Below are 22,549 nucleotides of genomic sequence, written 5' to 3' on the forward strand. Positions count from 1 at the left end.
GAGGTCGCGCCCGTGACAAAACATGTATCCGTAGAGATCGACGAGCAAATGGATGTGTTCATCGGCCAGCAGATCAGCCATGGCCAATATGGGTCTCCAAGCGAAGTCATCGCCGCCGCGCTCAAACTTCTGCGCCATCAGGCAGAGTTGGAGGCCATTGCCGACGCGATAAAAGAAGGTGAAGAGTCCGGCGAGCCGCAGGACTTCGACGGTGCCGAATTTCTCAAGGAGATGCATCGGAAATATGCCCGCTGAAAGTCGCGCATATAAAATTCTGCCGAAAGCGCGGTAGGATCTTGAGGCGATTTGGCGCTACACACAAGAGAGATGGCCCCTTCATCAGGCCGATGCCTATTACAACGAAATGGTTGAATGTTTCCCCGCACTGGCAAGCGGAATAAAACGCGGCCGCGCCATCGAAGGCCTCAAGTCCGAACATCTCGTCTCGACTTGCGGATCGCATTTCATCGTCTACAGAGACGATGAGCGTGTCGTCACAATCATCCGCATCCTGTATCGGCGGATGAATATCGGGGCTCATCTCTGACGCTGCCCCGCGAAACATCCCACTCGCACTTCCCCTTGCGCCTCACGATAATCTCGCTAAAAGTTCCGCGATACAGGTTTGCGGGCCTTTCCTTTGGCCCGCCTCGAAACGGAACTCATCATGGCATCACATAAAGACGTGAAGAAAGTCGTTCTCGCCTATTCAGGCGGTCTCGACACCTCGATTATCCTGAAGTGGCTGCAGACGGAGCTGGGTGCGGAAGTCGTGACCTTCACCGCCGATCTCGGCCAGGGCGAAGAGCTTGAGCCGGCGCGCAAGAAGGCCGAGCTGCTTGGCATCAAGGAAATCTATATCGAGGACGTGCGCGAGGAATTCGTGCGCGATTTCGTCTTTCCGATGTTCCGCGCCAACGCCGTCTATGAAGGCGTTTATCTCCTCGGCACGTCGATTGCCCGTCCGCTGATCTCCAAGCATCTGATCGAGATCGCCAAGAAGACCGGCGCCGATGCCATCGCGCACGGCGCGACCGGCAAGGGCAACGACCAGGTTCGTTTCGAACTGTCGGCCTATGCGCTGAACCCGGATATCAAGATCATTGCACCCTGGCGCGACTGGTCGTTCAAGAGCCGGACCGATCTGCTCGAATTCGCCGAAAAGCATCAGATCCCGGTTGCCAAGGACAAGAAGGGCGAAGCGCCTTTCTCCGTCGATGCCAACCTGCTGCACTCTTCTTCCGAAGGCAAAGTTCTGGAAGATCCGTCGCAGGAAGCGCCCGAATATGTGCATATGCGCACGATTTCGCCGGAAGCCGCTCCCGACAAGGCGACGATCATCAAGATCGGCTTCGAAAAGGGTGATGCCGTTTCGATCAACGGCCAGCGCCTGAGCCCGGCAACGCTGCTCGCGAAGCTGAACGAGTACGGCCGCGACAACGGCATCGGCCGCCTCGACCTCGTCGAAAACCGCTTCGTCGGCATGAAGTCGCGCGGCGTCTACGAAACGCCCGGCGGCACGATCCTGCTTGCGGCTCATCGCGCCATCGAATCCATCACGCTCGACCGCGGTGCCGCGCACCTCAAGGACGAGCTGATGCCGCGCTATGCCGAGCTGATCTATTACGGTTTCTGGTTCTCGCCGGAGCGCGAAATGCTGCAGGCGCTCATCGACAAGAGCCAGGAGCATGTCGAAGGCGAGGTGACGCTGAAGCTCTACAAGGGCAATGTCATGACCATCGGCCGCGAGAGCCCGAAGTCACTTTACTCCGACAAGCTCGTCACCTTCGAGGACGACCAGGGTGCCTACGACCAGAAGGACGCGGCCGGCTTCATCAAGCTGAATGCGCTGCGCCTGCGCACGCTCGCCAAGCGCAATCTATCGAAATAATCGATACCTTGCATGCTGAAGAGCCCGCTTCCGGTCGCCGGAGGCGGGCTTTCTTATATGGAAAGCGGCGCCCGGAGTTAATCGACCGGCCGTAATTCGCGTTCGATTTCAGCCGGCGCTTCGGCCTTCTGCAGATTGCTGCGGAAGGTACAGAGCGTGTCATGCAACTGAAGTTGAAGGTCTTTGTCGAAGCCTTGCGTCGCACTGCGTTCGACTTCGCAGACTTCTCTGTCGATCTGCTTCAGCTTGGCGTCGGCCGATTCCGAAAGCACGATCCGCTTGGCGCGGCGATCGAGTGGGTCTGGCTGGCGTTCGATCAAGCCGCGCGCCTGCAGCTTGTCCAGAAAGGCGCTGACCGTCATCGGCTCCAGCCCCATCCGGGAGGCGATGTCGAGCTGGCGACTGCCATTGATGGCGGCGACCTGCATCAGCGTCCGTGCTTCGCCCGCCGTCAGTCCAAGCCCGGCGACAAGAATGCGTCGCTCAAAGGCCGTCCTGATCAGTCGGGCGCAATCGCTCACAAGAAAGGCGAGCGAATCCGTATTAATCCTGCTGTTCATAAGCGCTTCCCTACCTACGCTCTTTAATTTTTAGGCCCCACTACGTTCTTATTGACTTCATCCCATGAACACAACGACTTCTTCTGCCAGAAAACGCGCTGCTGCTTGACCGGGTTCCGCAGATTGCTACTCTCGCGCGATTAACAGCGGGAACACCCATCATGACACAATCGCTTGTTGTCGGTGCCTTTCTGGCCGCGCTTTTCTATGTCCTCATTCCCGGCCCTGCATTTCTGGCGCTGCTCGGTATCGGCGCAGGGCAGGGGCGCAAGGCGGGCGCATTCTTCGTCAGCGGCCATCTGCTCGGCGATCTCGTCTGGTCCACGCTTGCATTGGTCGCCATTGTCGGCGCAAAGACCATCGGCACCTTCGTCTTCGATATGCTGGGATTGCTGTGTGGCTTCTATCTTGCCTGGATCGGCTGGAGCGCGGTGACCGCCAAGCCGAAGGGCGAAGGCAAATCGCTCGTCAATGTCGAGCGGCCCTTCCGCCGTGGCCTGATTTTCGGCGTCACCAATCCCAAGGGATATCCCGTGGCCCTGGCGACCTTCACGGCACTTGTCGCAGGCTCCGCCGGCGCGCTGACCTTCAGCGCGCTGCCGCTGCTGCTCGCCGTTTCCCTTGCCGGTTTCATCACTGCCGATCTCATCCTGATCAGCATTATCGGCGCCAGCGCCGTCCGGCGCTTCTATCGCGCGCATGAGCGGTTGATCGTGCGATGCTCGGGCGTGCTCTTCATGGGCTTCGCGGCCCAGGCGCTTTGGCACGCCACGCCCGGCCTGCTTGGCTGGCGCAAGGCCTGATCGCCCTCATTCAATTTGTTCAGCTCCGCGCCATACCAATTCGGCGGGAGTAGCCTTATATCGTGCTTCGATCAGATGCTGTCGAAAGGATGCCTTGCATGTCTTCCCTTACCGCCGTCAATCCTGCGCTCACCGAATGGACCGGACATCAGGGGCTGCCGCGTTTCGACGCAGTAAAGGATACGGATTTTGCCGCTGCCTTCGACGCGGCACTTGCTTCGCATGAAGCGGAGATCGACGCGATCGCCGGCAACAGCGAGGCGGTGACTTTCGCCAATACGGTGACGGCGCTGGAAATCGCCGGCGACGAGCTGTCGCGTATCTCGGCGCTTTTCTGGAACAAGGCCGGCGCCCATACGAACGAGACGATCCAGGCGCTGGAGCGCGAGATCGCGCCGAAGATGGCCCGGCATTATTCGAAGATCGGCACGAATGCGGCGCTCTTTGCCCGCCTTGATGCTCTTTGGGAGGGGCGCGAGGCTCTCGGGCTGACGCTTGAAGAAACCCGCGTGCTGGAGCGGCATTGGAAGGGCTTCGTCAAGTCGGGCGCCAAGCTGCCGAAGGCAGAGCAGGAGCGCCTGTCTGTCATCAACGAGACGCTCGCGGGCCTCGGCGCACAATTCGGCCAGAATGTGCTGGCGGATGAAAAGGATTGGGCACTGCTTCTGTCGGAGGAGGCCGATCTTGCGGGTCTTCCGGACTATTTGCGCGATGCGATGGCGGCGGCGGCGCGCGAACGCGGCGAAGAGGGCAAATATGCGGTCACCTTGTCACGCTCGATCATCGAGCCGTTCCTCACCTCGTCCGAACGACGCGATTTGCGCGAGCAGGCCTTCAACGCCTGGATCGCTCGCGGCGCTAATGGCGGCAAGACGGACAACCGCAAGATCGTTCGTGAAACGCTGGCGCTTCGGGCAGAGAAGGCGAAGCTGCTCGGCTACGCCAACTTCGCGGAACTGAAGCTCGACAACACCATGGCGAAGACGCCGACGGCCGTGAACGATCTGCTGATGACCGTATGGGCGAAAGCGGCCGCACGCGCTGCGGAAGAAGAAAAGGATATTGCCGGCTTGATCGCGGAGGAAGGCCGCAATCATGAGGTCATGCCCTGGGATTGGCGGCATTATGCCGAGAAGATCCGCACGCGGAAGTTCGATTTCTCCGAAACAGAGCTGAAGCCCTATCTGCAGCTGGAAAAGATCATCGCCGCCTGCTTCGATGTCGCCGGCCGCCTTTTCGGCATTCGGGCCGTCGAGCAGAAGGGCGTTCCCGCCTATCATCCCGATGTCCGTGTCTTCGAGATCCGCGACCGCTCCGACAAGCTCGTCGCCCTGTTTCTCGGCGACTATTTCGCGCGCAGCTCCAAGCGCTCCGGCGCATGGATGAGTTCGTTTCAGTCGCAGCACAAGCTGCCGCTGAAGAGCGGCGAAATCGGCGAGCTGCCGATCATCTACAATGTCTGCAACTTCGCCAAGCCGGCGAAGGGCAAGCCGGCGCTGCTGTCGCTTGACGACGCGCGCACGCTGTTCCACGAGTTCGGCCATGCGCTGCACGGAATGCTTTCCAATGTCACCTATCCCTCTGTTTCGGGCACCGGCGTTTCGCGCGATTTCGTAGAGTTGCCGTCGCAGCTCTACGAGCACTGGTTGACCGTGCCCGCCATCCTCAAGGAATATGCCGTCCACTACGAGACCGGCGAGCCGATCCCGCAGGCGCTGCTCGACAAGGTACTGGCCGCCCGCACCTTCAATGCCGGGTTCAATACGGTCGAATTCACCTCCTCGGCCCTAGTCGACATGGCATTCCACACTCGAGGTGTTGTCGACGACCCAATGGCGATGCAGGGGGAGGTGCTTGCCGAGATCGGCATGCCGAAATCGATCGTCATGCGCCACGCGACGCCGCACTTCCAGCATGTGTTTTCCGGCGACGGCTATTCGGCGGGCTACTATTCCTACATGTGGTCGGAAGTGCTCGACGCCGACGCCTTCGCCGCCTTCGAGGAAACCGGCGACGCCTTCAATTCCGACATGGCCGGGAAGCTCAAGTCCAATATCTATTCCGTCGGCGGTTCGATCGATCCGGAAGATGCCTACAAGGCCTTCCGCGGCAAGCTGCCGAGCCCGGATGCGATGCTGAGGAAGAAGGGGCTGGCGGCCTGATTCCCCACCTTGGGCGTGTTGCAAGGTCCGTCGTGGAAGGTCAACTTTCGCGATCGACTTTGCGACCGTGTTTGGTTCGGATCGGTTTTGCCTTGCAAATCAGGATTTGCGCAAAAGCACGGCTAACAGCTCGGCCAGCTGATCGGCTTGGGCGTCGTCCAGCTTATCGCCCAGGTGGCGTTGGAGCGCCGAGGCATAGACGGTCCATAGGCGGTTCCGCATCGCACTTCCCGCCTCGGTGATAACCACCCAGCGACCTCGTCCGTCCTCGGAAAATACTTCACGGCGAACAAAACCAGCCTTTTCCATCCGGTCGAGAAGACGGGAGAGATTATGCTGGGCGAGCAGCGTACGCTCCTCGATCTCATAGGGCCGCAATCTGCCGTCCGTGGTCCGCGACAGCTCCAGCAGCACGTCATACCAGCCAAGCGGCGGCATGTCGGCTGCCTTCAAGTCCTGCTCGATTGCCGCGAGAGTGATTTGCTGAGCACGCATGAGATGCACCCATGCTCGCGTGATGGCAGGGGAGGGCTTTGCTGGGGAGGCTTCTGAACAATCGGACATGGATGCAATTACATCTATATTGACGACCGTGGCAAGGCCAGATATAGATGCAATTACATCTACCTGAAACGAAGCCTCTGGAGATTTGACCATGTCCGATGGAAAGCTGATTCTCGTCAGCCACTACCTCTGCCCCTACGTTCAGCGGGCGGCCATCACACTTGCTGAAAAGGCCGTGCCATTTGAGATTCGCTATGTCGATCTGTCGGCAAAGCCCGGCTGGTTTCTTGCCATTTCTCCGCTCGGTAAGGTGCCCCTCCTGATCGTGCGGCAGGGCGACGGGTCAGAAACGGTATTGTTCGAAAGCGCGGTGATCTGCGAATATCTCGAGGAAACACAGTCTGGCGCTCGGCTCCACCCGGCCGATCCGCTTGCACGTGCCCGCCATCGCGGCTGGATCGAGTTTGGCTCCTCGATCCTTTCGGACTTGTGGGGGTTCGAGACTGCGAAGGACGAGGAGACCTATGAGGTCAAGCGCAAGGCGCTCATCGAGAAGTTCAATCGTGTCGAAGGCGAGCTGAACGACGGGCCGTTTTTCGCCGGTAAGGCGTTCAGCCTGGTTGATGCGGTCTTCGCACCCGTCTTTCGTTATTTCGAAGTGTTCGACACCATCACACCGACGGGAATATTCGATGCGTTGCCGCGTGCCATGGCATGGCGCGGGGAATTGGCTTTGCGGCAAAGCGTGCGAGATGCGGTGACGCAGGACTACTCCGATCGCCTCAAGGCTTTCCTGGTGAATCATGATGCATGGCTGCTGAAGCGGGCTGCGTGACGAGGGCACAAAAATCCCGGTCGAGGCGCTGCATGCAGCTTATATTGCCTGCATGGCGGCGCGGAGGCTTTGCTGTCGGCCAGCACGAGATTGGTGTGTTCGGGGGCGTGAGGGCAAGCTTTCAGCCCCTTTCTTGCCTCCCCCCTTTCGCAATCGCGAAAAAAAGGCTATGAGCGCGCCAAATGCAATTGGCGTGTTTCCTAGACACTGCGCCCCAGCCTCAGAGATTAAGACATATGGCACTTCGCAACATCGCGATCATCGCGCACGTTGACCATGGGAAAACCACCCTCGTCGACGAGCTTCTGAAGCAGTCCGGCTCCTTCCGCGAGAACCAGCGCACCGTTGAGCGCATGATGGATTCGAACGATCTGGAAAAAGAGCGTGGCATTACCATTCTCGCCAAGGCGACTTCGGTCGTCTGGAAGGGCACGCGCATCAACATCGTCGATACGCCCGGCCACGCCGACTTCGGCGGCGAAGTCGAGCGTATCCTTTCGATGGTGGATGGCGCGATCGTGCTGGTCGATTCCTCGGAAGGCCCGATGCCGCAGACCAAGTTCGTCGTCGGCAAGGCGCTGAAGGTCGGCCTTCGCCCGATCGTCGCGATCAACAAGATCGACCGTCCGGACGCTCGCCACGAAGAAGTCATCAACGAAGTCTTCGATCTATTCGCAGCGCTCGACGCTACCGACGAGCAGCTCGATTTCCCGATCCTTTACGGCTCGGGCCGCGCCGGCTGGATGAACTATTCACCGGAAGGCCCTGTTGAAGAGGGCCTTGGCCCGCTTCTCGATCTCGTGCTGAAGCATGTGCCGGAGCCGAGTGTCGGCGAAGAAGACGGTGCGTTCCGCATGATCGGCACGCTTCTTGAATCCAATCCCTTCCTCGGCCGCCTCATCACTGGCCGCATTCATTCCGGCTCGATCAAGCCGAACCAGGCCGTCAAGGTTCTAGGCCAGGATGGCAAGCCGATCGAAACCGGCCGTATTTCCAAGATCCTCGCCTTCCGCGGCATCGAGCGCACGCCGATCGAGGAAGCCCATGCAGGCGATATCGTCGCTATCGCCGGCCTGTCCAAGGGTACGGTTGCCGACACATTCTGCGATCCATCCGTTACCGAGGCGCTGCATGCCCAGCCGATCGATCCGCCGACCGTCACCATGTCCTTTATCGTTAACGACAGCCCGCTGGCTGGCACCGAAGGCGACAAGGTTACCTCGCGCGTCATTCGCGACCGCCTGTTCAAGGAGGCCGAAGGCAACGTCGCGCTGAAGATCGAAGAAGCCGAAGGCAAGGATTCGTTCTACGTTTCCGGCCGCGGCGAATTGCAGCTCGCCGTTCTGATCGAAACCATGCGCCGCGAGGGCTTCGAGCTTGCCGTGTCGCGTCCGCGCGTCGTCATGCACAAGGACGAAGCCACCGGCCAGATGTTGGAGCCGATCGAAGAAGTCGTCATCGACGTCGACGAAGAGCATTCCGGTGTCGTCGTGCAGAAGATGTCCGAGCGCAAGGCCGAAATGGTCGAGCTTCGTCCGTCCGGCGGCAATCGCCTGCGCCTGAAATTCTTTGCGCCGACGCGCGGTCTCATCGGCTATCAGTCGGAACTGCTGACTGATACGCGCGGCACCGCCATCATGAACCGTCTGTTCCACGACTATCAGCCCTATAAGGGCGCGATCGGCGGCCGCACCAACGGCGTCCTGCTCTCCAACGCTTCCGGCGAAGCCGTCGCCTACGCGATGTTCAACCTGGAAGACCGCGGTCCGATGATCATCGAACCGGGTGAGAAAGTCTATGCCGGCATGATCATCGGCATTCATTCCCGCGACAACGACCTCGAAGTCAACGTGCTCAAGGGTAAGCAGCTGACCAACATCCGCGCCGCCGGCAAGGATGAAGCTGTGAAGCTGACGCCGCCGATCCGCATGACGCTCGACCGCGCGCTTTCCTGGATCCAGGACGACGAGCTGATGGAAGTCACGCCGAAGTCGATCCGCCTGCGCAAGATGTATCTCGACCCGAACGAGCGTAAGCGCTTCGAAAAGGCGCGTACTGCCTAACGGCAAGGCCTGCACTGCTTCGAATCATCAGACCCCGGCCATCATGCCGGGGTTTTATTTTGCGTGTTCGATTTTTGAGCCCTTGTCCTAAAGGTTAAAAAGTCGTTAATTTTCGTTAATGATCCACGGATAAAGCCTGTGGGCAAGTTCGCCATCTTTATGAATGAGGATGGTTAATTCGCATTGGTAAGACCAGAGTAGACGTTATGAAGACGTTGTCGATTGATGTTCGGCGGGCAGAACCCCATGATGCCCGGGCCATTTCGGAGGTGCACCGCCAGTCGTGGCAGTACACCTATGCCGGCATCATTCCGCATCGCGCCCTCGGCCAGATGATCGAGCGTCGCGGCGAAAACTGGTGGCGCAAGGCGACCAGCGGTCCGGCAACGCTCTTGGTTCTGGACGTCGCCGGCGAGATCGCGGGCTATGCCACGCTCGGCCTCAACCGGGCTCGTGCGCTGCCGCAGGAAGGCGAAATCTACGAACTCTACCTGCGCCCGCAATATCAGGGGCTGGGCCTGGGGCGCATGCTTTTCGGCGAAGCACGGCGGCTGCTGAAGTCGCTCGGCTGCAAGGGGCTGGTCGTCTGGTGCCTCGAGGAAAATGACAATGCCTACCGCTTCTATCGTGGGCAGGGCGGCGCGGATTTCTGCGAAGGCATCGAAACCTTCGATCACAGGCAGCTGAGAAAGATCGGTTTCGTCTGGCCTTGAGCGGCACCTACAGCGCCGCGCGCCATATATGACGCGCAAAAGGTCGCTATGGCGCTTTAAATTATGCAGCAAATCCGCCTCTTTCCCGATGCGTTGTTGCGTTGCGGGATGAATCCTATTATTTGGCTGGCGGCAACCATCCTTATCTAGGGGACAAGTATGCGTATCGACGCGATTTCCATTGGCAAGAACCCGCCCGAAGACATCAACGTCATCGTTGAAGTGCCGGTCGGCGGTCATCCGATCAAGTACGAAATGGACAAGGAGGCCGGCACGCTGGTCGTCGACCGTTTCCTCTATACGCCGATGACCTATCCGGGCAATTACGGCTTCGTTCCGCACACGCTCTCCGACGACGGCGATCCGATCGACGTTCTGATCGCAAACACCCGTCCGCTGGTGCCGGGCTGCGTCATCAATGTCCGCCCGATCGGCGTGCTGATGATGGAGGACAATTCCGGCAAGGACGAGAAGATCATCGCCGTTCCCTCGCCGAAGCTGACGATGCGCTATGACAAGGTCAAGGAATATACCGACCTGCCCGAGATCACGGTGAAGCAGATCGAGCATTTCTTCGAGCACTACAAGGATCTCGAGCCCGGCAAGTGGGTCAAGATCTTCGGCTGGAAGGGCTCGAAGGAAGCCGGCGAGCTCATTCTCGAAGCGATCGAACGCGCCAAGAACACCAAGGCCTGATCAGCGGCCTTCGGTTACGGCGCAAAGCCTTCCTATCAGATCCTCCGGTTCGCCCTCGATCCGGAGGATTTTTTTGCGCGCTGTGTCGCCACCGACCAAGGCGAGTGAAGATTTGGGGATGCCGAGGCTTTTGGCAAGCAGCACGATCAGTGCCTTGTTGGCCTTGCCCTTTTCCGGCGCGACCGAGACGCGCGCCTTCAAATAGCAATCGCCGTCGCTGCCGGTTTCCAGTCCATCGATCGCGTCACGCCCGCCATTGGGCGTAAGCCGCACGGAAAGCCGGAGATGATCCGGGAAAGCCTGCCAGGGTTTGTTCACCTCAGGAACAAGGGGACGATCGAATTCCACATCAGCGAGCGGATGAAGAAGATGATCAGCAGCAGGATGACCGGCGAGATGTCGATGCCGCCGAGATCCGGCAGGATGCGGCGGATCGGGCGCAGGGCCGGCTCGGTGACAGCATAGAGGAAGTTGCCGACGGAATTGACGAACTGATTGCTCGAGTTGATGACGTTGAATGCATGGAGCCAAGAAAAAATGGCGCTGGCGATCAATATCCAGGTGTAAAGATTCAAAGCCAGATCAATGGTTTGAAATAAGGCGAGCATATCCGTCTCCAAATTCGCGGTTGACAGACATGTAGACATTGGCGACTAAACGGGCAAGTCCCATGCTCCGAAGCATGTTGAATCATGTTTAAAAAGGCTGGCGACGGCGTTTACGCCGGCCTTCGCGTCGGAAAGTCTCGTTCCATGTCATTTGCCGCCAGCGGAGACCGGTTTGCCGCCTTCAGGCACGTCGCCTATACCTACTTCTTCTTCGCGCGGTTTCTGACGGCCTTCGCCACCCAGATCGTCAGTGTATCGGTCGGCTGGCAGATGTACGACCGCACCGGCAATCCCGTTTATCTCGGCCTGATCGGCCTCGTGCAGTTCTTGCCCTCCTTGCTCTTGATCCTTGTCACCGGCACGGTGGCCGATCGCTACAACAGGCGAAGGGTTGCCGCGATCTGCATCTTCGTCGGTATGCTCTGCACCGCGGCGCTGCTCTTCCTGACCGTCACAGGCACCTTTGCACCCCTGTTCGTCTTCATGATCCTCGCCGTCTTCGGCGTCGAACGTGCCTTCATGACGCCGGCAATGCAGTCGCTCGCTCCCAATCTCATTCCGCCGCAGGATCTGTCGAATGCGGTGACGTGGAATTCGATGTCCTGGGATGCGGCCGCCATTCTCGGACCCGTCGCGGGCGGCCTGCTCTATGGCGTCAGTGCCGGCGCGTCCTATACCGTCGCCGTCGTTTTCCTGGCCGCCGGCTCGATACTGACCTATCTCATCCCGAAACCGCAGCAGCGTGCGGCGCATCAGTCGAAAAGTATGAACGAGATCCTTGCCGGCTTCCGCTTCATCTGGTCGGAAAAAGTGGTGCTTGGCGCGGTCTCGCTCGATCTCTTTGCCGTGCTGCTCGGCGGTGCTGTGGCGCTGATGCCGGTCTACGCGCGTGATATCCTGACGCTTGGACCCTGGGGACTCGGTCTCCTGCGCGCGGCGCCGAGCTTCGGCGCGATCGCCATGGGCCTGTTTCTGGCGACCTATCCCATCCGGCATCGCGCCGGCCTCTATATGTTCGCCGGCGTCGCCATGTTTGGTGTGGGCACGCTGATCTTCGGCATCTCGCACACACCATGGCTCTCGATAACGGCGCTTGCCGTCATGGGCGCAACCGACCTGATCTCCGTCTATGTGCGCGAAACGCTGATTACGCTCTGGACGCCCGATCACGTTCGCGGCCGCGTCAATGCCGTCAACATGGTCTTCGTGGGCGCGTCGAACGAACTCGGCGAATTCCGCGCCGGCACCATGGCGCATTATTTCGGCGCGATCCCCGCCGTCGTCATCGGCGGTATCGGCACGCTCGCGGTTGCCGTGCTCTGGGCCACGGGTTTCCCGCAGCTTCGCCAGATCGATAGTCTTAACGCGCCCGACCGCGAGGGCGAGCCGCAGCCGGTTTGAGGAGCGCTATGACAAGGCAGCCGGATCGGTATGGTTCGTTTTCGGCGCTTTGCGGGCATGAGACCGAAGGCGTCGACTATAGCATCCGCATCGAGGATCGATCGTCAAATGTCGCTATCATCGCTCCGCATGCCGGCTTCATAGAGCCCGCCACGTCGCAGATCGCTCTTGCGATCGCGGGCGCGAGCCTTTCCCTTTATTGCTTCGAGGGACTTGATCCGGCGAGGCTCCATCACGAGCTGCATATCACCTCCGACAACTTCGACGAGCCAGCGGCCGGCAGCCTTTTGACCAAGTCATCGGTCGTCGTCGCCATCCATGGCCGGGCGGATCGCGACGATCCGGAGACGAGCTGGGTCGGTGGCCTCGAGCTCTTGTTGCGTAATCGGATTGCGGAGGCATTATGCCGGAATGGTTTTGCTGCGGTCGCAAGAGCGAAAGGGGAGGCGCTCGCCGGAACGTCCGCCGGCAATATCTGCAATCGCGGCAAGCGGCGTGCCGGCGTGCAGATCGAGATCCCGAGAGGCGTGAGGGATGCTCTCATGGCGGATGCGGAAAAGCTGAGGCGGTGCGCTTTCGTCAGGCGAGGATCTTTAGGCCGCCATCGCCTGCTTGCCCTCGAAGACGAGATCGAGGAATTCCGACAGCCAGGCCTTGAGCGCGGCGTCGAAGATCATGCGGCCTTCCAGATGCTCGCGGCCATGCTGGGCGTTCGGCATGCAGAAGCGATGTTCGCCATGCACGACCCAGCGCTGCATCATGGCGCGGGTGAGTTCGGCATGGAATTGCAGGCCCCAGGCATTGGCACCGTAACGATAGGCCTGGTTGGGATAGGTCTCGGCCGTCGCCAGCAGGTCGGCGCCATGCGGCAGCTCGAAGCCTTCGCGATGAAAATGATAGACCATCTGCGGCCAGCGCATCAGTAGCCGGCCCTTTTCCGTCGGCTGCAGAGCATACCAGCCGATCTCGGTCTTGCCGTCGTCGCGGGCCTTGACCTTGGCGCCGAGATGGCGGGCGAGCAGCTGTGCTCCAAGGCAGATGCCGAGATAGGGGCGGTTTTCCTTGAGGGGAACCTTCAGCCAATCGGTCTCGGCCCTGATGAACTCGTCCGGGTCGTTGGCGCTCATCGGGCCGCCGAAGACGACTGCGCCGGCATGCGCCTCAAGCGTGGAAGGCAGCAGATCGCCGAGGACCGGGTGGCGGATATCGAGATCGTAGCCTTTCTCCAGCAGCATCTGGCCGACGCGGCCGGGGCTGGAGCGCTCCTGATGCAGAACGATCAATATCGGCCGGCCGGCGCTCCTCGACGCTTCAATCATCATTGCCTGTCTCTACCCTGGAACCGGGTGCGCGTGCGGCTGCTTCCTGGCGCTTCATGATGCGCTCGCGGTCGGAAATGCCCATGAGGTCGGCGATGCGCCAGATGGCGTGGTCTTCCATCTCGCTGCGCTCGCCATCGGCATAGACGATATCCCAGAGTATGCCGAGCAATTCCAACCGCTGGGTGCCGTCGAGATGACGCTTCAGATCCGAGGTGAAGCGATAATAATCGACGGCCTCGCTTTCGGCTTCCTTGCCGGCGGCGATCAGCGCGTCGAGCTGGCGGCCATCGAGACCATATTGGTCTTTCAGGAGCTTGCGCAGCCTTTTCTTCTCGCTGTTCTCGATCTTGCCGTCCGCCTCCATGACCTGGATGCAGAGCGCCGCGACCGCAACGCGCGGGTCATCGGGAGCAAAGCCGGATCTGGGGTGGTCCTGGGTCAGGTTATGAAGAAATTCCTGAAAGCGTTCAAACATCCGTTTCCATTCTCAAAGCAGGGCGAGCAAGGTGCTTGGGTCACCATGCTCCATCGTTTTGTCCTCACGCAATTCCAGACGCAGAACCGCTGCGCACTTTGCTGGAATTGCTCTAAAACAACTTGAGCCGTGTCTTGGGTTCCGGTTCAAGTTTGCGATCCTTGACGCCCGGATCGTCCGGCGCACCGCCGAAGAAAGGCCGCGGTTCCGCATCCTGCTGCGCCGGTTGCGGCGCTGCTCCGGGTGCGCCCGGCGCGGGCTTCGCCACGGCGGGCTCCAATTCCATGACATATGTATCGCGCGCCGGCGATGCAACTTTCGGTGAACTTGGCTTTTCCGCCGAGGTTGCGGAAGCAGCCTCGCGTACCGGTGGGAGCGACTTCAGCGCCGCATCCACCGAAACAGTCGAACCCTCTTCCACCGGCCCCTCGATCTGGCCAAAGGGCGCTTTCCATTCGAAGGCGTCGAGACGACCTGTGACCGGCGACAGCGGCAGCCATTTTTCCGAGACGAAACCATCGGCAACCCAGGCCGGATCGCGCGGTGCGCGCAATGCCTGCGCCATCCAATGCCGGACGCGGCCCTGATCGCCGGTTTCGGCTTCTTCAATATCGGCCAGAAGCAGGAAGGCGCCTTCGCGCGCATCGATCCGCGCGGCTGCTTCCGCCTTGGCGCGGGCCTTGCCGAAATCGCGGGCATCCATCGCCGCCTTCGCGGTCAGCAGCAGCGCTTCGACATTGTTCGGGCGGATGGCTTCCAGCCGTTCGGCGCGCTTCAGGCGGTCGGTGACGGAATCGCCGCTGCGGGCTCGTACATAGGCTCTGCCGATTTCGGGATGCGGATGTGCCTTCCAGACCTGCTCGAGGGTGGAGGAGGCCTTGCGCACCTTGTCCTCGCGGAAGAGCGCCTTGGCGGCGATCAGCGCCGCGGGCACGAAATCGTCCACGAGCTTGAGTGCCGCCAGCGCATCGTCGCGCGCGCCGGCCGGATCGCTCTCCAGCCTGTCGTCGGCGCGAGCCGTCAGCAGCACGGCGCGTTGACGGTTGGCCGTGGTCTTGTCGACGACATGGGCAGCCTTCTGCTGGTCCAGCAGCTTGATGGCATCGTCCCATCGGCCGGCCTGGCTGCGATATTCCAGTGTGGCCTGCGCCGCCCAGGGCAGGTAGGGGGCCTGATCGGCCGCCTTTTCGGCATATTGCCGCGCCGCTTCATGCGCGCCGAGGCGCTTGGCTTCGAGATAGAGGCCGCGCAGCCCGAGTTCGCGCGTTTCGGGGTCATTGGCCATCAGCTCGAATTTCTGCCGGGCCTCGTCATGCTTGCCTTCGATCAATGCTGCCTGCGCTTCAAGCAGATTGATGAGCGGTTCCTGATCGGCGCGAATGAGGCCGCGGGTACGGGCCGCCATCTTGCGGGCGAGCAGCGAATTGCCGGCGCCGGCGGCGATCAGGCCTGTCGAAAGCGCCTGATAGCCGCGATCGCGCTTGCGGGCGCGGAAATAGCGGGTGACGGAGTGCGGCGAAGTCCAGATCAGCCGCACGAACCACCAGAGGATCATCACGGCCGAGACAAGCGCGATGAGGATCGCGGCGGCGACGATCAGCTTGGTCTGGTAAAGCTGGCCTCCCCAAACCAATGACAGATCGCCGGGACGATCCGCCAGCCAGGAAAAACCATAGCCGAGAGCCAGGACGAGAATGGCGAAGATAAGCAGTCTGATCATTGCTGCGCTCCGTCCTTAGTTCTGTTTCCCGGTATTGGCGATCGCCTTTGACAAGGCGTCGCTCACCAGATCCTCGACGCGGATGCGGGCCTCCAGCGATTGCTTGAAGGCGGCGGAAGCCGATTTTGCCGCATCGGGCAAGCTGTTCCACTCGGTGACTGCGCCAGGCAGATCACCGTTCCGAACCTTGTCCTCGAAGCGGGCGGCGATGGCATCGATGCCGTCGCCGGGGACATTGCCGACTGGGCGAACCTGGACCAGCGATTTGGCGCCCGACATTAGGCGGCTGCTCCAGCTTTGGTTCGGATCGTCGGTCTGCGTCGTCGCAACGATTGCGGTTGCGACATCGGAAACCTGACGGATCAGGTCGGCGCGGGAGGGAACTCCGGTCTGGGCGAAGTTCTTGAGATCGGCGACGGCCGGATCATCCGGCGCGACGTTGGCGAAGGTGTCGAGCTCGGGCTGGAAGGGGCCGCCGCGATCGATCGCCGCCTTCAAGGCAGCCGCGGCGATGGCGCGGGCAACGGCGCTTTCCTGGCTCGGTCCGCTCAGCTTCTTTTCAGCGTCGTCGAGGCGCTTGCTGACCTCCGCATCGGAGGTGGCCTGGCTCTGGGTTGCCTTGCTGAGATCCGCCTTCAGTTGCTCGACTTCACCAGTCAGCGAGGCGATCTTCTGATTGGATGCCGTGCCCGCGGCTTCGCCCGATCCCGCCGTCGAGGTGCCATTGGCGGCACTCGTCTCAAGCGCCGCGACGCGGGCTGCAAGGGTCTCGTCAGGCTTGGCCGCCGGCGCGGCCGCGAGATTGGCGATGCTCTGCTTGAGGCCGTCGATCTCCGCATTCAATGCGACCATATCAGCGGAACTCTCCTTGGCGGCGCGGCCGCCGGGTAGGAGGCCGGCATATTGCAATGCGCCGGCGCCGATGAGGGCAATTAAGCCGCCGACGATGCCGGCTGCGATGAGGCCCGAGGTCGAGCCTTCGCGAGACTGCGGGCGTTCGAGGTGGGGTGAGCGTTCGGCATCGGAAGACGCAGGATTTTCCTGTCGTGCCATCGTCGCTTGAGGCTCTTCGGGCGCAGGAGCTGCGGCCGGCTCCTGAAGTTCCTCGCGCAGCGGCTCCTTGTCCGTTTCGAGCGGCATTTCCACTTCATTGGCGGAGGAGGTGCCGATTTCATCGTGGCTGCTCTCCGTCACGTCTTCGGGAGCTGCGTCCTGCGCTGTTTTTTCGGCTTCCAGATCGATAGTGACCGGTTCGTCGTTGGGCTTCGAATGGTTAGGCGGTTTTCGCGATACCATGAGGTCCTCTTTATCATGCGCTGCAACGAAGTTAGACAGACAAGACGATTATGGAAAGGCCTTAGATCAAAATTGCGGCGTTACTCATGGGCCAGAAGCGCCAGAAGTCGGTCTTCATTCGGCGTGTCGGCGATATCGGCCCGAAAATGTGTCCGCGCCGGAATAGCCTCGGCGATGGCCTCGCTCAGGCAGAGGAATCGGGTCTCGGCAAAGGCTTCGGAATTTCCCCAGATGAAGGGCAGGTCGAAAAAGCGCTGCGCCGTTTGATGGGAGTAAAGCAGAACGGCATCGGCGCGGGCGTCTGTAAAAAGTCGGCGAAGAACGGCACTATCGGGAGCGATGTCTCGCATCCGATAGCATTCCACGGTGAAGAACGGCAGGCGCAACTCCGTCAATCCGGCTTCGAAACCGGGCGCACGAGGGGAGCCGGCCAGGTAGAGGAGGGGGACCCCGCCAAGGCTGTCCGGATGGCCCGATATCAAGTCGGCAAGCTCGGCACCGCCACCTTCGGACATGGCGATATTGCTGAAGCCGAGATCAGCCGCCTCGTTGGCGGTCGCCTTTCCCACAGCAAAGAGGGAGCGACTGAGATGCGGCGCCAGATCGGGGCCTAGTGGTGCAAGCGCCCGGATTGCTTCGGCGCTGGTGACGGCGATGGCGCCCTGCGTGCTCAGGAGCGCGCGCCCCGCTTCTTCTGTATGGTGAACAGGCTCCGCGAGCGGCAGCAGGAAGGCTTCGTGCCCCATCTGCGTCAGTCGCCGCACAGTGCGTTCACCCGAATGCCGGGGGCGGGTGACGACGACGCGCATCTTTCGTCAGGTCCAGTCTTCGAAGAAGGTGCTGCCGGCCTCGGCGCGGATCGCCTGGCCGGCGTTGACGCCGAGCGCCTCGGCATCGCGGCGGTGACCTTCGATGGTGGTCGTGTGCACCTGCTTGCCATCCGGGGTGAGGATCATGCCGAAGAAACGCAGATGATCGCCTTCGCAAATTGCGTAGCCGGCTATCGGTGTGCGGCAGGAACCGTCAAGCGCGGCCAGGAAGGCGCGTTCGCAGGATACGGCGTCGAAGGTCGGCCCGTCATTGACGGCGGCGAGCAGGTCGTTCATCCTGATATCGTCGATCCGGCTCTCGATGGCAATCGCGCCTTGCGCGGGCGCGGGCGGAAATTCATCGGGGTCGAGAATATCGGTGATGACCTCGACCATGCCGAGCCGCTTCAGGCCGGCGAGCGCCAGCAAGGTCGCGTCGGCCTGTCCCTCTTCCAATTTGCGCAGGCGCGTCTGCACCGAGCCGCGAAAGGTAATGACGTTGATATCCGGCCGCAGGCGTCGGATCAGCGCCTGACGGCGCAGCGATGCCGAGCCGACGGTTGCGCCATGCGGCAGCTCGATCAATCTCGGCGCGGTGCGGCCGATGACGGAATCGCGAATGTCCTCGCGCGGCAGGTAGGCATTGAGCGCCAAGCCTTGCGGCAGCTTCGTCGCCATGTCCTTGGCCGAATGCACGGCGAAATCGAGCTCGCCCGAGGTCAGCTTCTCTTCCAGCTCTTCCGTGAACAGGCCCTTGCCCCCGATTGCCGCCAGCGAGCGGTCGGTGATGCGGTCGCCCTTGGTGGTGAGCACGACGATTTCGAACATCTCCTCCGGAAGGCCATGGGCCGCCATCAAGCGGTCGCGTGCTTCTCGCGCCTGGGCAAGCGCCAGCGGGCTGCCGCGCGTGCCGATCCGGAAAGGTTTTGTTTGCATCCGCTTTGATCCGTTGTTACCGACAGTTCCCGTAACCATATTTCCGCTTTACCGCAATCGACCTATAGGCAACGAACAATCTCAATGGCATCCGTTCTTCGTATTCTCGGCATCGAAACAAGCTGCGACGAAACCGCCGCGGCCATTGTCGAGCGCCGGGATGACGGCACGCCAACGGTCTGTTCCGATGTCGTCCTCAGCCAGTTGGACGAGCATAGCGCCTATGGCGGCGTCGTGCCGGAAATTGCCGCGCGGGCGCATGTCGAGGCGCTCGATACGCTGATCGACGAGGCATTGAAACGCGCCAATGTGTCGCTCTCAGACGTCGATGCCATTGCCGCCACGTCCGGCCCGGGCCTTATCGGCGGCCTGCTCGTCGGATTGATGACTGGCAAGGCGATCTCGCGCGCCACCGGCAAGCCATTATACGCCATCAACCATCTGGAAGGCCATGCCCTGACGGCGCGGCTGACCGACGGGCTCGCTTTTCCCTATCTCATGCTCCTCGTTTCCGGCGGCCATACGCAGTTGATCCTGGTGCGCGGTGTCGGCAAATACGAGCGCTGGGGCACGACCATCGACGATGCTCTCGGCGAAGCCTTCGACAAGACGGCCAAGCTGTTGGGATTACCCTATCCCGGTGGCCCGGCCGTGGAGGCAGCCGCGAAAAACGGCAATCCGGATCGCTTCGATCTCCCGCGACCGCTGGTCGGCGAAGCGCGCCTCGATTTTTCCTTTTCCGGTCTGAAGACGGCCGTGCGACAGGCGGCAACGGCGATCGCGCCGGTCACGGAGCAGGATATCGCCGATATCTGTGCCTCCTTCCAGAAGGCGATCTCGCGCACCTTGAAGGACCGGATCGGCCGTGGCCTGCAGCGCTTCAAGACGGAATTCCCGAAGACCGAGGAAAAGCCGTCGCTTGTCGTGGCGGGCGGCGTCGCCGCCAATCTCGAGCTGCGCCGCACGCTGCAGGAGCTTTGCGATGCCAACGGCTTCCGCTTCATCGCGCCGCCATTGAGATTGTGTACGGACAATGCGGTCATGATCGCCTGGGCAGGCCTGGAGCGCATGGCGACGGGTGCGGCCCCTGACGATCTCGACGTGCAGCCACGTTCGCGCTGGCCGCTGGATCAGAAGGCGGAAACTCTGCTCGGACACGGCAAACGAGGAGCGAAGGCATGAGCGGCAATGAGCGGATCGCAGTCATCGGCGCCGGCGCTTTCGGCACGGCGCTCGCAGCCGTCATCGCATTGACCGGCCGCAGCGAGGTCACCCTCGTCGGGCGGAAAGCCGGTTTGATGGCGGATCTCGCCGCCGATCGCATGCATGATGCCGTGCTGCCCGGGATCGAGCTGCCGGATTCGTTGCAGTTTTCGGCCGAGGCGGATGCCGTTTCCAATGCCGGCATCGTCCTTTTCGCCATGCCCTCGCAGGCGCAGGCCGACGCCGCCCGCCATTATGGCCCGTATCTTGCCAAGGATGCCGTCGTCGTCACCTGTGCCAAGGGTATCGACAAGGTTTCCGGCGATCTGCTGACCGACATGCTGGAGCGGGAATTATCGCAGCATGCCATCGCCGTTCTCTCCGGGCCCGGCTTTGCCGCCGATATCGCCAGGGGGCTGCCGACAGCCATGGCGATTGCCGCTGCCGACATCGCCGTTGCCGAAAGGCTTGCGCAGGCGATTTCCGGCCCGACTTTTCGTCTCTATGCATCGAATGACCGCATTGGCGTGCAGCTCGGCGGTGCCTTGAAGAATGTTCTCGCCATCGCCTGCGGCATCGTCGAGGGCCGGGGCATCGGCGATTCCGCGCGGGCGGCGCTGATCAGCCGCGGCCTTGCCGAGATGTCGCGCTTCGTCGCGGCCAAGGGCGGCAAGGCTGAAACCGTGCGCGGCCTTTCAGGCCTCGGGGATCTCGTGCTGACAGCCACCAGCCATCAATCCCGCAACCTGCGATTCGGCATCGCGCTCGGTGAAGGCAAGGCTGCCGATCCGACGCACGGCGCGCTGGTCGAAGGCGCCTATGCGGCTTCCATCGCCGCACGGCTCGCCCACGAAGTCGGCATCGACATGCCGATTACCGACGCGGTATCCGCCATCATCGACGGCAAGCTCGACATAGCCACAGCCATCGGGCAATTAATGACGCGGCCGATCACCACGGAATAACTTGAATATCAACGGTGCTCTGGATATATTACTGGATATATAGGAGGCCATGATGACCAGCTCGCAAAAACGCGCAATCCAGAACTATCGTTCCCGCCTCGGCGAGCGCGGTCTGGCGCGATTCGAGGTGTTGGGGCTTGATGAGGATAAGGCGCTCCTTCGATCGCTGGCACGGCATTTGGCAGAGGATGGTGCCGAAGCGGCCCGCATTCGTGATGTCGTTACTAAGACGATCTCGAAAGAGCCTTCAAAAAAGGGCGGTGTCATTGCTGCGCTTAGAAGTTTTCCTCTCGAAGATGCTGAACTGGATCTCGAACGGCTGCGGACCGAGCCGCGTGAGATCGATTTGTGACTCGCTACTTGCTGGATACCAACATTGTTAGCAATGCGATCAAGCCGGAGCCTTCGCGGGCGCTTCTGGCATGGTATGCGGAGCAAGCGGATGATGATTTATTTGTTCCATCTCTCGTGGTGGCCGAGATTCGACGCGGTATTTTGATCATGCCGATGGGTCGCAGGCGCAGTTTGCTGGAAGCATGGTTTTCAAGCCCTGCAGGGCCGCAGGTAGTATTTGCCGGCCGAATCCTTCCTTTTGACGAGCGCGCTGGATTGGTCTGGGCACAACTCATGGCCGAAGGGCGGTCGATTGGGCGCCCAAGAAACGCCTTTGATATGATTATCGCCTCTATAGCGGTCGTGAATGATTGTGTTTTGGCCACGGACAACGAAAAAGACTTTTGGGGTCTGGATATCATCAATCCCCTTCGCGCAGAAACAAGATGACCTGCCGCCAGTAAGGCTTTATCCATCGCCATCCATAGATTTCGATTTTCTTAGGAGAATGAAAACATGCTGTTTGCCTTTGTCTGCAAGGACAAGCCCGGTCATCTGAATGTGCGCATGGAGACGCGCCCGGCGCATCTGGAGCATCTGAACAAGCTCAATGCCGAAGGGACGCTGAAGATGGCGGGTCCTTTCCTGGACGCCGAAGGCAAGCCGAACGGCAGCCTCGTGGTCGTCAATGCCGAGAGCGTCGAGGCGGCGAAGGTGATTGCCGATGCCGATCCCTATACGAAGGCCGGCCTGTTCGAGAGCGTCGAAATCAAGCCGTTCAACTGGGTCTTCAACAATCCGGAGGCATGAGATATGGCGCACTGGCTTTATAAATCCGAGCCGTCCTCCTGGTCCTGGCAGCAGCAGAAGGAAGCGGCGGCAAAAGGCACCGAGTGGACCGGCGTGCGCAACTATCTCGCCCGCAACAACATGCGGGCCATGCAGATCGGCGACAAGGGCTTCTTCTACCATTCCAATGACGGGCTCGAGGTCGTCGGCATCGTCGAGGTCTGCGCGCTGGCGCATCCCGATTCGACCGCCAAGGACGATCCGCGCTGGGAATGCGTCGACATCCGCGCCGTCCGTGACATGCCGAATCCGGTGACCCTCAAGGACATCAAGGCCAATCCGAAGCTTTCGCAGATGGCGCTCGTCACCTCCATGCGGCTCTCGGTGCAGCCGGTGACGGATGAGGAATGGCTCGAAGTCTGCCGCATGGGCGGTCTGGACAATCCGCCGGTCTGATTCGGTGGG

At 61.0% G+C, this 22,549-nt stretch carries 26 protein-coding genes and 1 pseudogene; 17 read left to right on the plus strand and 10 right to left on the minus strand.

The window, feature by feature from the left end:
- Positions 1-12: 12 nt before the first annotated feature.
- The 3 genes from HGP16_RS10260 to HGP16_RS10270 all read left to right on the plus strand — a co-directional run bounded on the left by HGP16_RS10260 (position 13) and on the right by HGP16_RS10270 (position 1,891).
- Positions 13-255, plus strand: coding sequence for a type II toxin-antitoxin system ParD family antitoxin (locus HGP16_RS10260; protein ID WP_168839903.1), 243 nt, complete (start codon positions 13-15; stop codon positions 253-255).
- Between the two features lie 49 nt (positions 256-304).
- Positions 305-547, plus strand: coding sequence for a type II toxin-antitoxin system RelE/ParE family toxin (locus HGP16_RS34670; protein ID WP_168840078.1), 243 nt, complete (start codon positions 305-307; stop codon positions 545-547).
- A gap of 120 nt (positions 548-667) precedes the next feature.
- Complete coding sequence (locus HGP16_RS10270; protein ID WP_168839904.1) at positions 668-1,891, plus strand: argininosuccinate synthase; 1,224 nt, start codon at positions 668-670, stop codon at positions 1,889-1,891.
- 77 nt (positions 1,892-1,968) lie between these two features.
- On the opposite strand, the gene HGP16_RS10275 is transcribed toward HGP16_RS10270, so the two are convergent.
- The gene (locus HGP16_RS10275; protein WP_168839905.1) at positions 1,969-2,451 is read right to left on the minus strand and encodes a MarR family winged helix-turn-helix transcriptional regulator; all 483 of its coding nucleotides are present in this window, start codon (positions 2,449-2,451) and stop codon (positions 1,969-1,971) included.
- 161 nt (positions 2,452-2,612) lie between these two features.
- On the opposite strand from HGP16_RS10275, the gene HGP16_RS10280 reads away from it, so the two are divergent.
- Complete coding sequence (locus HGP16_RS10280; protein WP_168839906.1) at positions 2,613-3,254, plus strand: LysE family translocator; 642 nt, start codon at positions 2,613-2,615, stop codon at positions 3,252-3,254.
- A 98-nt stretch (positions 3,255-3,352) separates the two neighbouring features.
- The gene (locus HGP16_RS10285) at positions 3,353-5,416 is read left to right on the plus strand and encodes a M3 family metallopeptidase (RefSeq protein ID WP_168839907.1); all 2,064 of its coding nucleotides are present in this window, start codon (positions 3,353-3,355) and stop codon (positions 5,414-5,416) included.
- 99 nt (positions 5,417-5,515) lie between these two features.
- On the opposite strand, the gene HGP16_RS10290 is transcribed toward HGP16_RS10285, so the two are convergent.
- Positions 5,516-5,980: a MarR family winged helix-turn-helix transcriptional regulator gene (locus tag HGP16_RS10290; protein ID WP_168840079.1), complete on the minus strand. Its 465-nt coding sequence runs from the start codon at positions 5,978-5,980 to the stop codon at positions 5,516-5,518.
- Between the two features lie 91 nt (positions 5,981-6,071).
- Here HGP16_RS10290 and HGP16_RS10295 point away from each other — a divergent pair, with 91 nt between their 5' ends.
- The 4 genes from HGP16_RS10295 to ppa all read left to right on the plus strand — a co-directional run bounded on the left by HGP16_RS10295 (position 6,072) and on the right by ppa (position 10,227).
- Positions 6,072-6,755 carry a glutathione S-transferase family protein gene (locus tag HGP16_RS10295; protein ID WP_168839908.1) on the plus strand — a complete coding sequence of 228 codons (684 nt, stop codon included), beginning with the start codon at positions 6,072-6,074 and terminating at the stop codon, positions 6,753-6,755.
- 236 nt (positions 6,756-6,991) lie between these two features.
- Positions 6,992-8,818: a translational GTPase TypA gene (gene typA / locus HGP16_RS10300; protein WP_168839909.1), complete on the plus strand. Its 1,827-nt coding sequence runs from the start codon at positions 6,992-6,994 to the stop codon at positions 8,816-8,818.
- A 206-nt stretch (positions 8,819-9,024) separates the two neighbouring features.
- Positions 9,025-9,531 carry a GNAT family N-acetyltransferase gene (locus tag HGP16_RS10305; RefSeq protein ID WP_168839910.1) on the plus strand — a complete coding sequence of 169 codons (507 nt, stop codon included), beginning with the start codon at positions 9,025-9,027 and terminating at the stop codon, positions 9,529-9,531.
- Between the two features lie 159 nt (positions 9,532-9,690).
- Positions 9,691-10,227, plus strand: coding sequence for an inorganic diphosphatase (ppa, locus tag HGP16_RS10310; RefSeq protein ID WP_149635932.1), 537 nt, complete (start codon positions 9,691-9,693; stop codon positions 10,225-10,227).
- On the opposite strand, the gene HGP16_RS10315 is transcribed toward ppa, so the two are convergent.
- A complete protein-coding gene (locus HGP16_RS10315; RefSeq protein ID WP_168839911.1) occupies positions 10,228-10,545 on the minus strand; it encodes a DUF167 domain-containing protein in 318 nt (105 codons plus the stop codon).
- Entirely contained in the window at positions 10,542-10,835 is a 294-nt protein-coding gene (locus HGP16_RS10320) for a YggT family protein (protein WP_149635930.1), read from the minus strand. Before HGP16_RS10320 ends, HGP16_RS10315 begins: the two co-directional genes overlap by 4 nt.
- Positions 10,836-10,979: 144 nt before the next feature.
- On the opposite strand from HGP16_RS10320, the gene HGP16_RS10325 reads away from it, so the two are divergent.
- Positions 10,980-12,236 carry an MFS transporter gene (locus HGP16_RS10325; protein ID WP_168840080.1) on the plus strand — a complete coding sequence of 419 codons (1,257 nt, stop codon included), beginning with the start codon at positions 10,980-10,982 and terminating at the stop codon, positions 12,234-12,236.
- A gap of 8 nt (positions 12,237-12,244) precedes the next feature.
- Positions 12,245-12,781: pseudogene (locus HGP16_RS10330) on the plus strand (poly-gamma-glutamate hydrolase family protein); the annotation flags it as partial.
- 48 nt (positions 12,782-12,829) lie between these two features.
- On the opposite strand, the gene HGP16_RS10335 reads toward HGP16_RS10330, so the two are convergent.
- The 6 genes from HGP16_RS10335 to hemC all read right to left on the minus strand — a co-directional run bounded on the left by HGP16_RS10335 (position 12,830) and on the right by hemC (position 18,794).
- The gene (locus tag HGP16_RS10335; protein WP_409526829.1) at positions 12,830-13,555 is read right to left on the minus strand and encodes a glutamine amidotransferase; all 726 of its coding nucleotides are present in this window, start codon (positions 13,553-13,555) and stop codon (positions 12,830-12,832) included.
- Positions 13,548-14,033, minus strand: a complete 486-nt coding sequence (locus tag HGP16_RS10340) for a TerB family tellurite resistance protein (protein WP_168839913.1) — start codon at positions 14,031-14,033, stop codon at positions 13,548-13,550. Before HGP16_RS10340 ends, HGP16_RS10335 begins: the two co-directional genes overlap by 8 nt.
- Before the next feature lie 112 nt (positions 14,034-14,145).
- Positions 14,146-15,753, minus strand: a complete 1,608-nt coding sequence (locus tag HGP16_RS10345) for a heme biosynthesis protein HemY (RefSeq protein ID WP_168839914.1) — start codon at positions 15,751-15,753, stop codon at positions 14,146-14,148.
- A gap of 15 nt (positions 15,754-15,768) precedes the next feature.
- Entirely contained in the window at positions 15,769-17,049 is a 1,281-nt protein-coding gene (locus HGP16_RS10350) for a COG4223 family protein (protein ID WP_168839915.1), read from the minus strand.
- Between the two features lie 80 nt (positions 17,050-17,129).
- Positions 17,130-17,858: a uroporphyrinogen-III synthase gene (locus HGP16_RS10355; protein WP_168839916.1), complete on the minus strand. Its 729-nt coding sequence runs from the start codon at positions 17,856-17,858 to the stop codon at positions 17,130-17,132.
- A gap of 6 nt (positions 17,859-17,864) precedes the next feature.
- Positions 17,865-18,794 (minus strand): hydroxymethylbilane synthase, encoded by a 930-nt coding sequence (gene hemC / locus HGP16_RS10360; protein WP_168839917.1) that lies wholly within the window; start codon positions 18,792-18,794, stop codon positions 17,865-17,867.
- Between the two features lie 84 nt (positions 18,795-18,878).
- Between hemC and tsaD the strand changes: the two genes are divergently transcribed.
- The 6 genes from tsaD (at position 18,879) to HGP16_RS10390 (ending at position 22,540) form a co-directional block, all read left to right on the plus strand.
- Positions 18,879-19,976, plus strand: coding sequence for a tRNA (adenosine(37)-N6)-threonylcarbamoyltransferase complex transferase subunit TsaD (gene tsaD / locus HGP16_RS10365; protein WP_168839918.1), 1,098 nt, complete (start codon positions 18,879-18,881; stop codon positions 19,974-19,976).
- Positions 19,973-20,962 (plus strand): NAD(P)H-dependent glycerol-3-phosphate dehydrogenase, encoded by a 990-nt coding sequence (locus HGP16_RS10370; RefSeq protein WP_168839919.1) that lies wholly within the window; start codon positions 19,973-19,975, stop codon positions 20,960-20,962. Before tsaD ends, HGP16_RS10370 begins: the two co-directional genes overlap by 4 nt.
- A gap of 52 nt (positions 20,963-21,014) precedes the next feature.
- A complete protein-coding gene (locus HGP16_RS10375) occupies positions 21,015-21,314 on the plus strand; it encodes a hypothetical protein (protein ID WP_168840081.1) in 300 nt (99 codons plus the stop codon).
- Complete coding sequence (locus HGP16_RS10380) at positions 21,311-21,745, plus strand: PIN domain-containing protein (protein ID WP_168839920.1); 435 nt, start codon at positions 21,311-21,313, stop codon at positions 21,743-21,745. The genes HGP16_RS10375 and HGP16_RS10380 overlap by 4 nt, the downstream gene beginning before the upstream one ends.
- A 66-nt stretch (positions 21,746-21,811) precedes the next feature.
- Positions 21,812-22,105 carry a YciI-like protein gene (locus HGP16_RS10385; protein WP_168839921.1) on the plus strand — a complete coding sequence of 98 codons (294 nt, stop codon included), beginning with the start codon at positions 21,812-21,814 and terminating at the stop codon, positions 22,103-22,105.
- A 3-nt stretch (positions 22,106-22,108) separates the two neighbouring features.
- Positions 22,109-22,540 (plus strand): EVE domain-containing protein, encoded by a 432-nt coding sequence (locus tag HGP16_RS10390; protein WP_168839922.1) that lies wholly within the window; start codon positions 22,109-22,111, stop codon positions 22,538-22,540.
- Positions 22,541-22,549: the final 9 nt, after the last annotated feature.

The sequence above is a fragment of the Rhizobium sp. P40RR-XXII genome (genome assembly GCF_012641405.1).
Classification (GTDB): domain Bacteria; phylum Pseudomonadota; class Alphaproteobacteria; order Rhizobiales; family Rhizobiaceae; genus Rhizobium.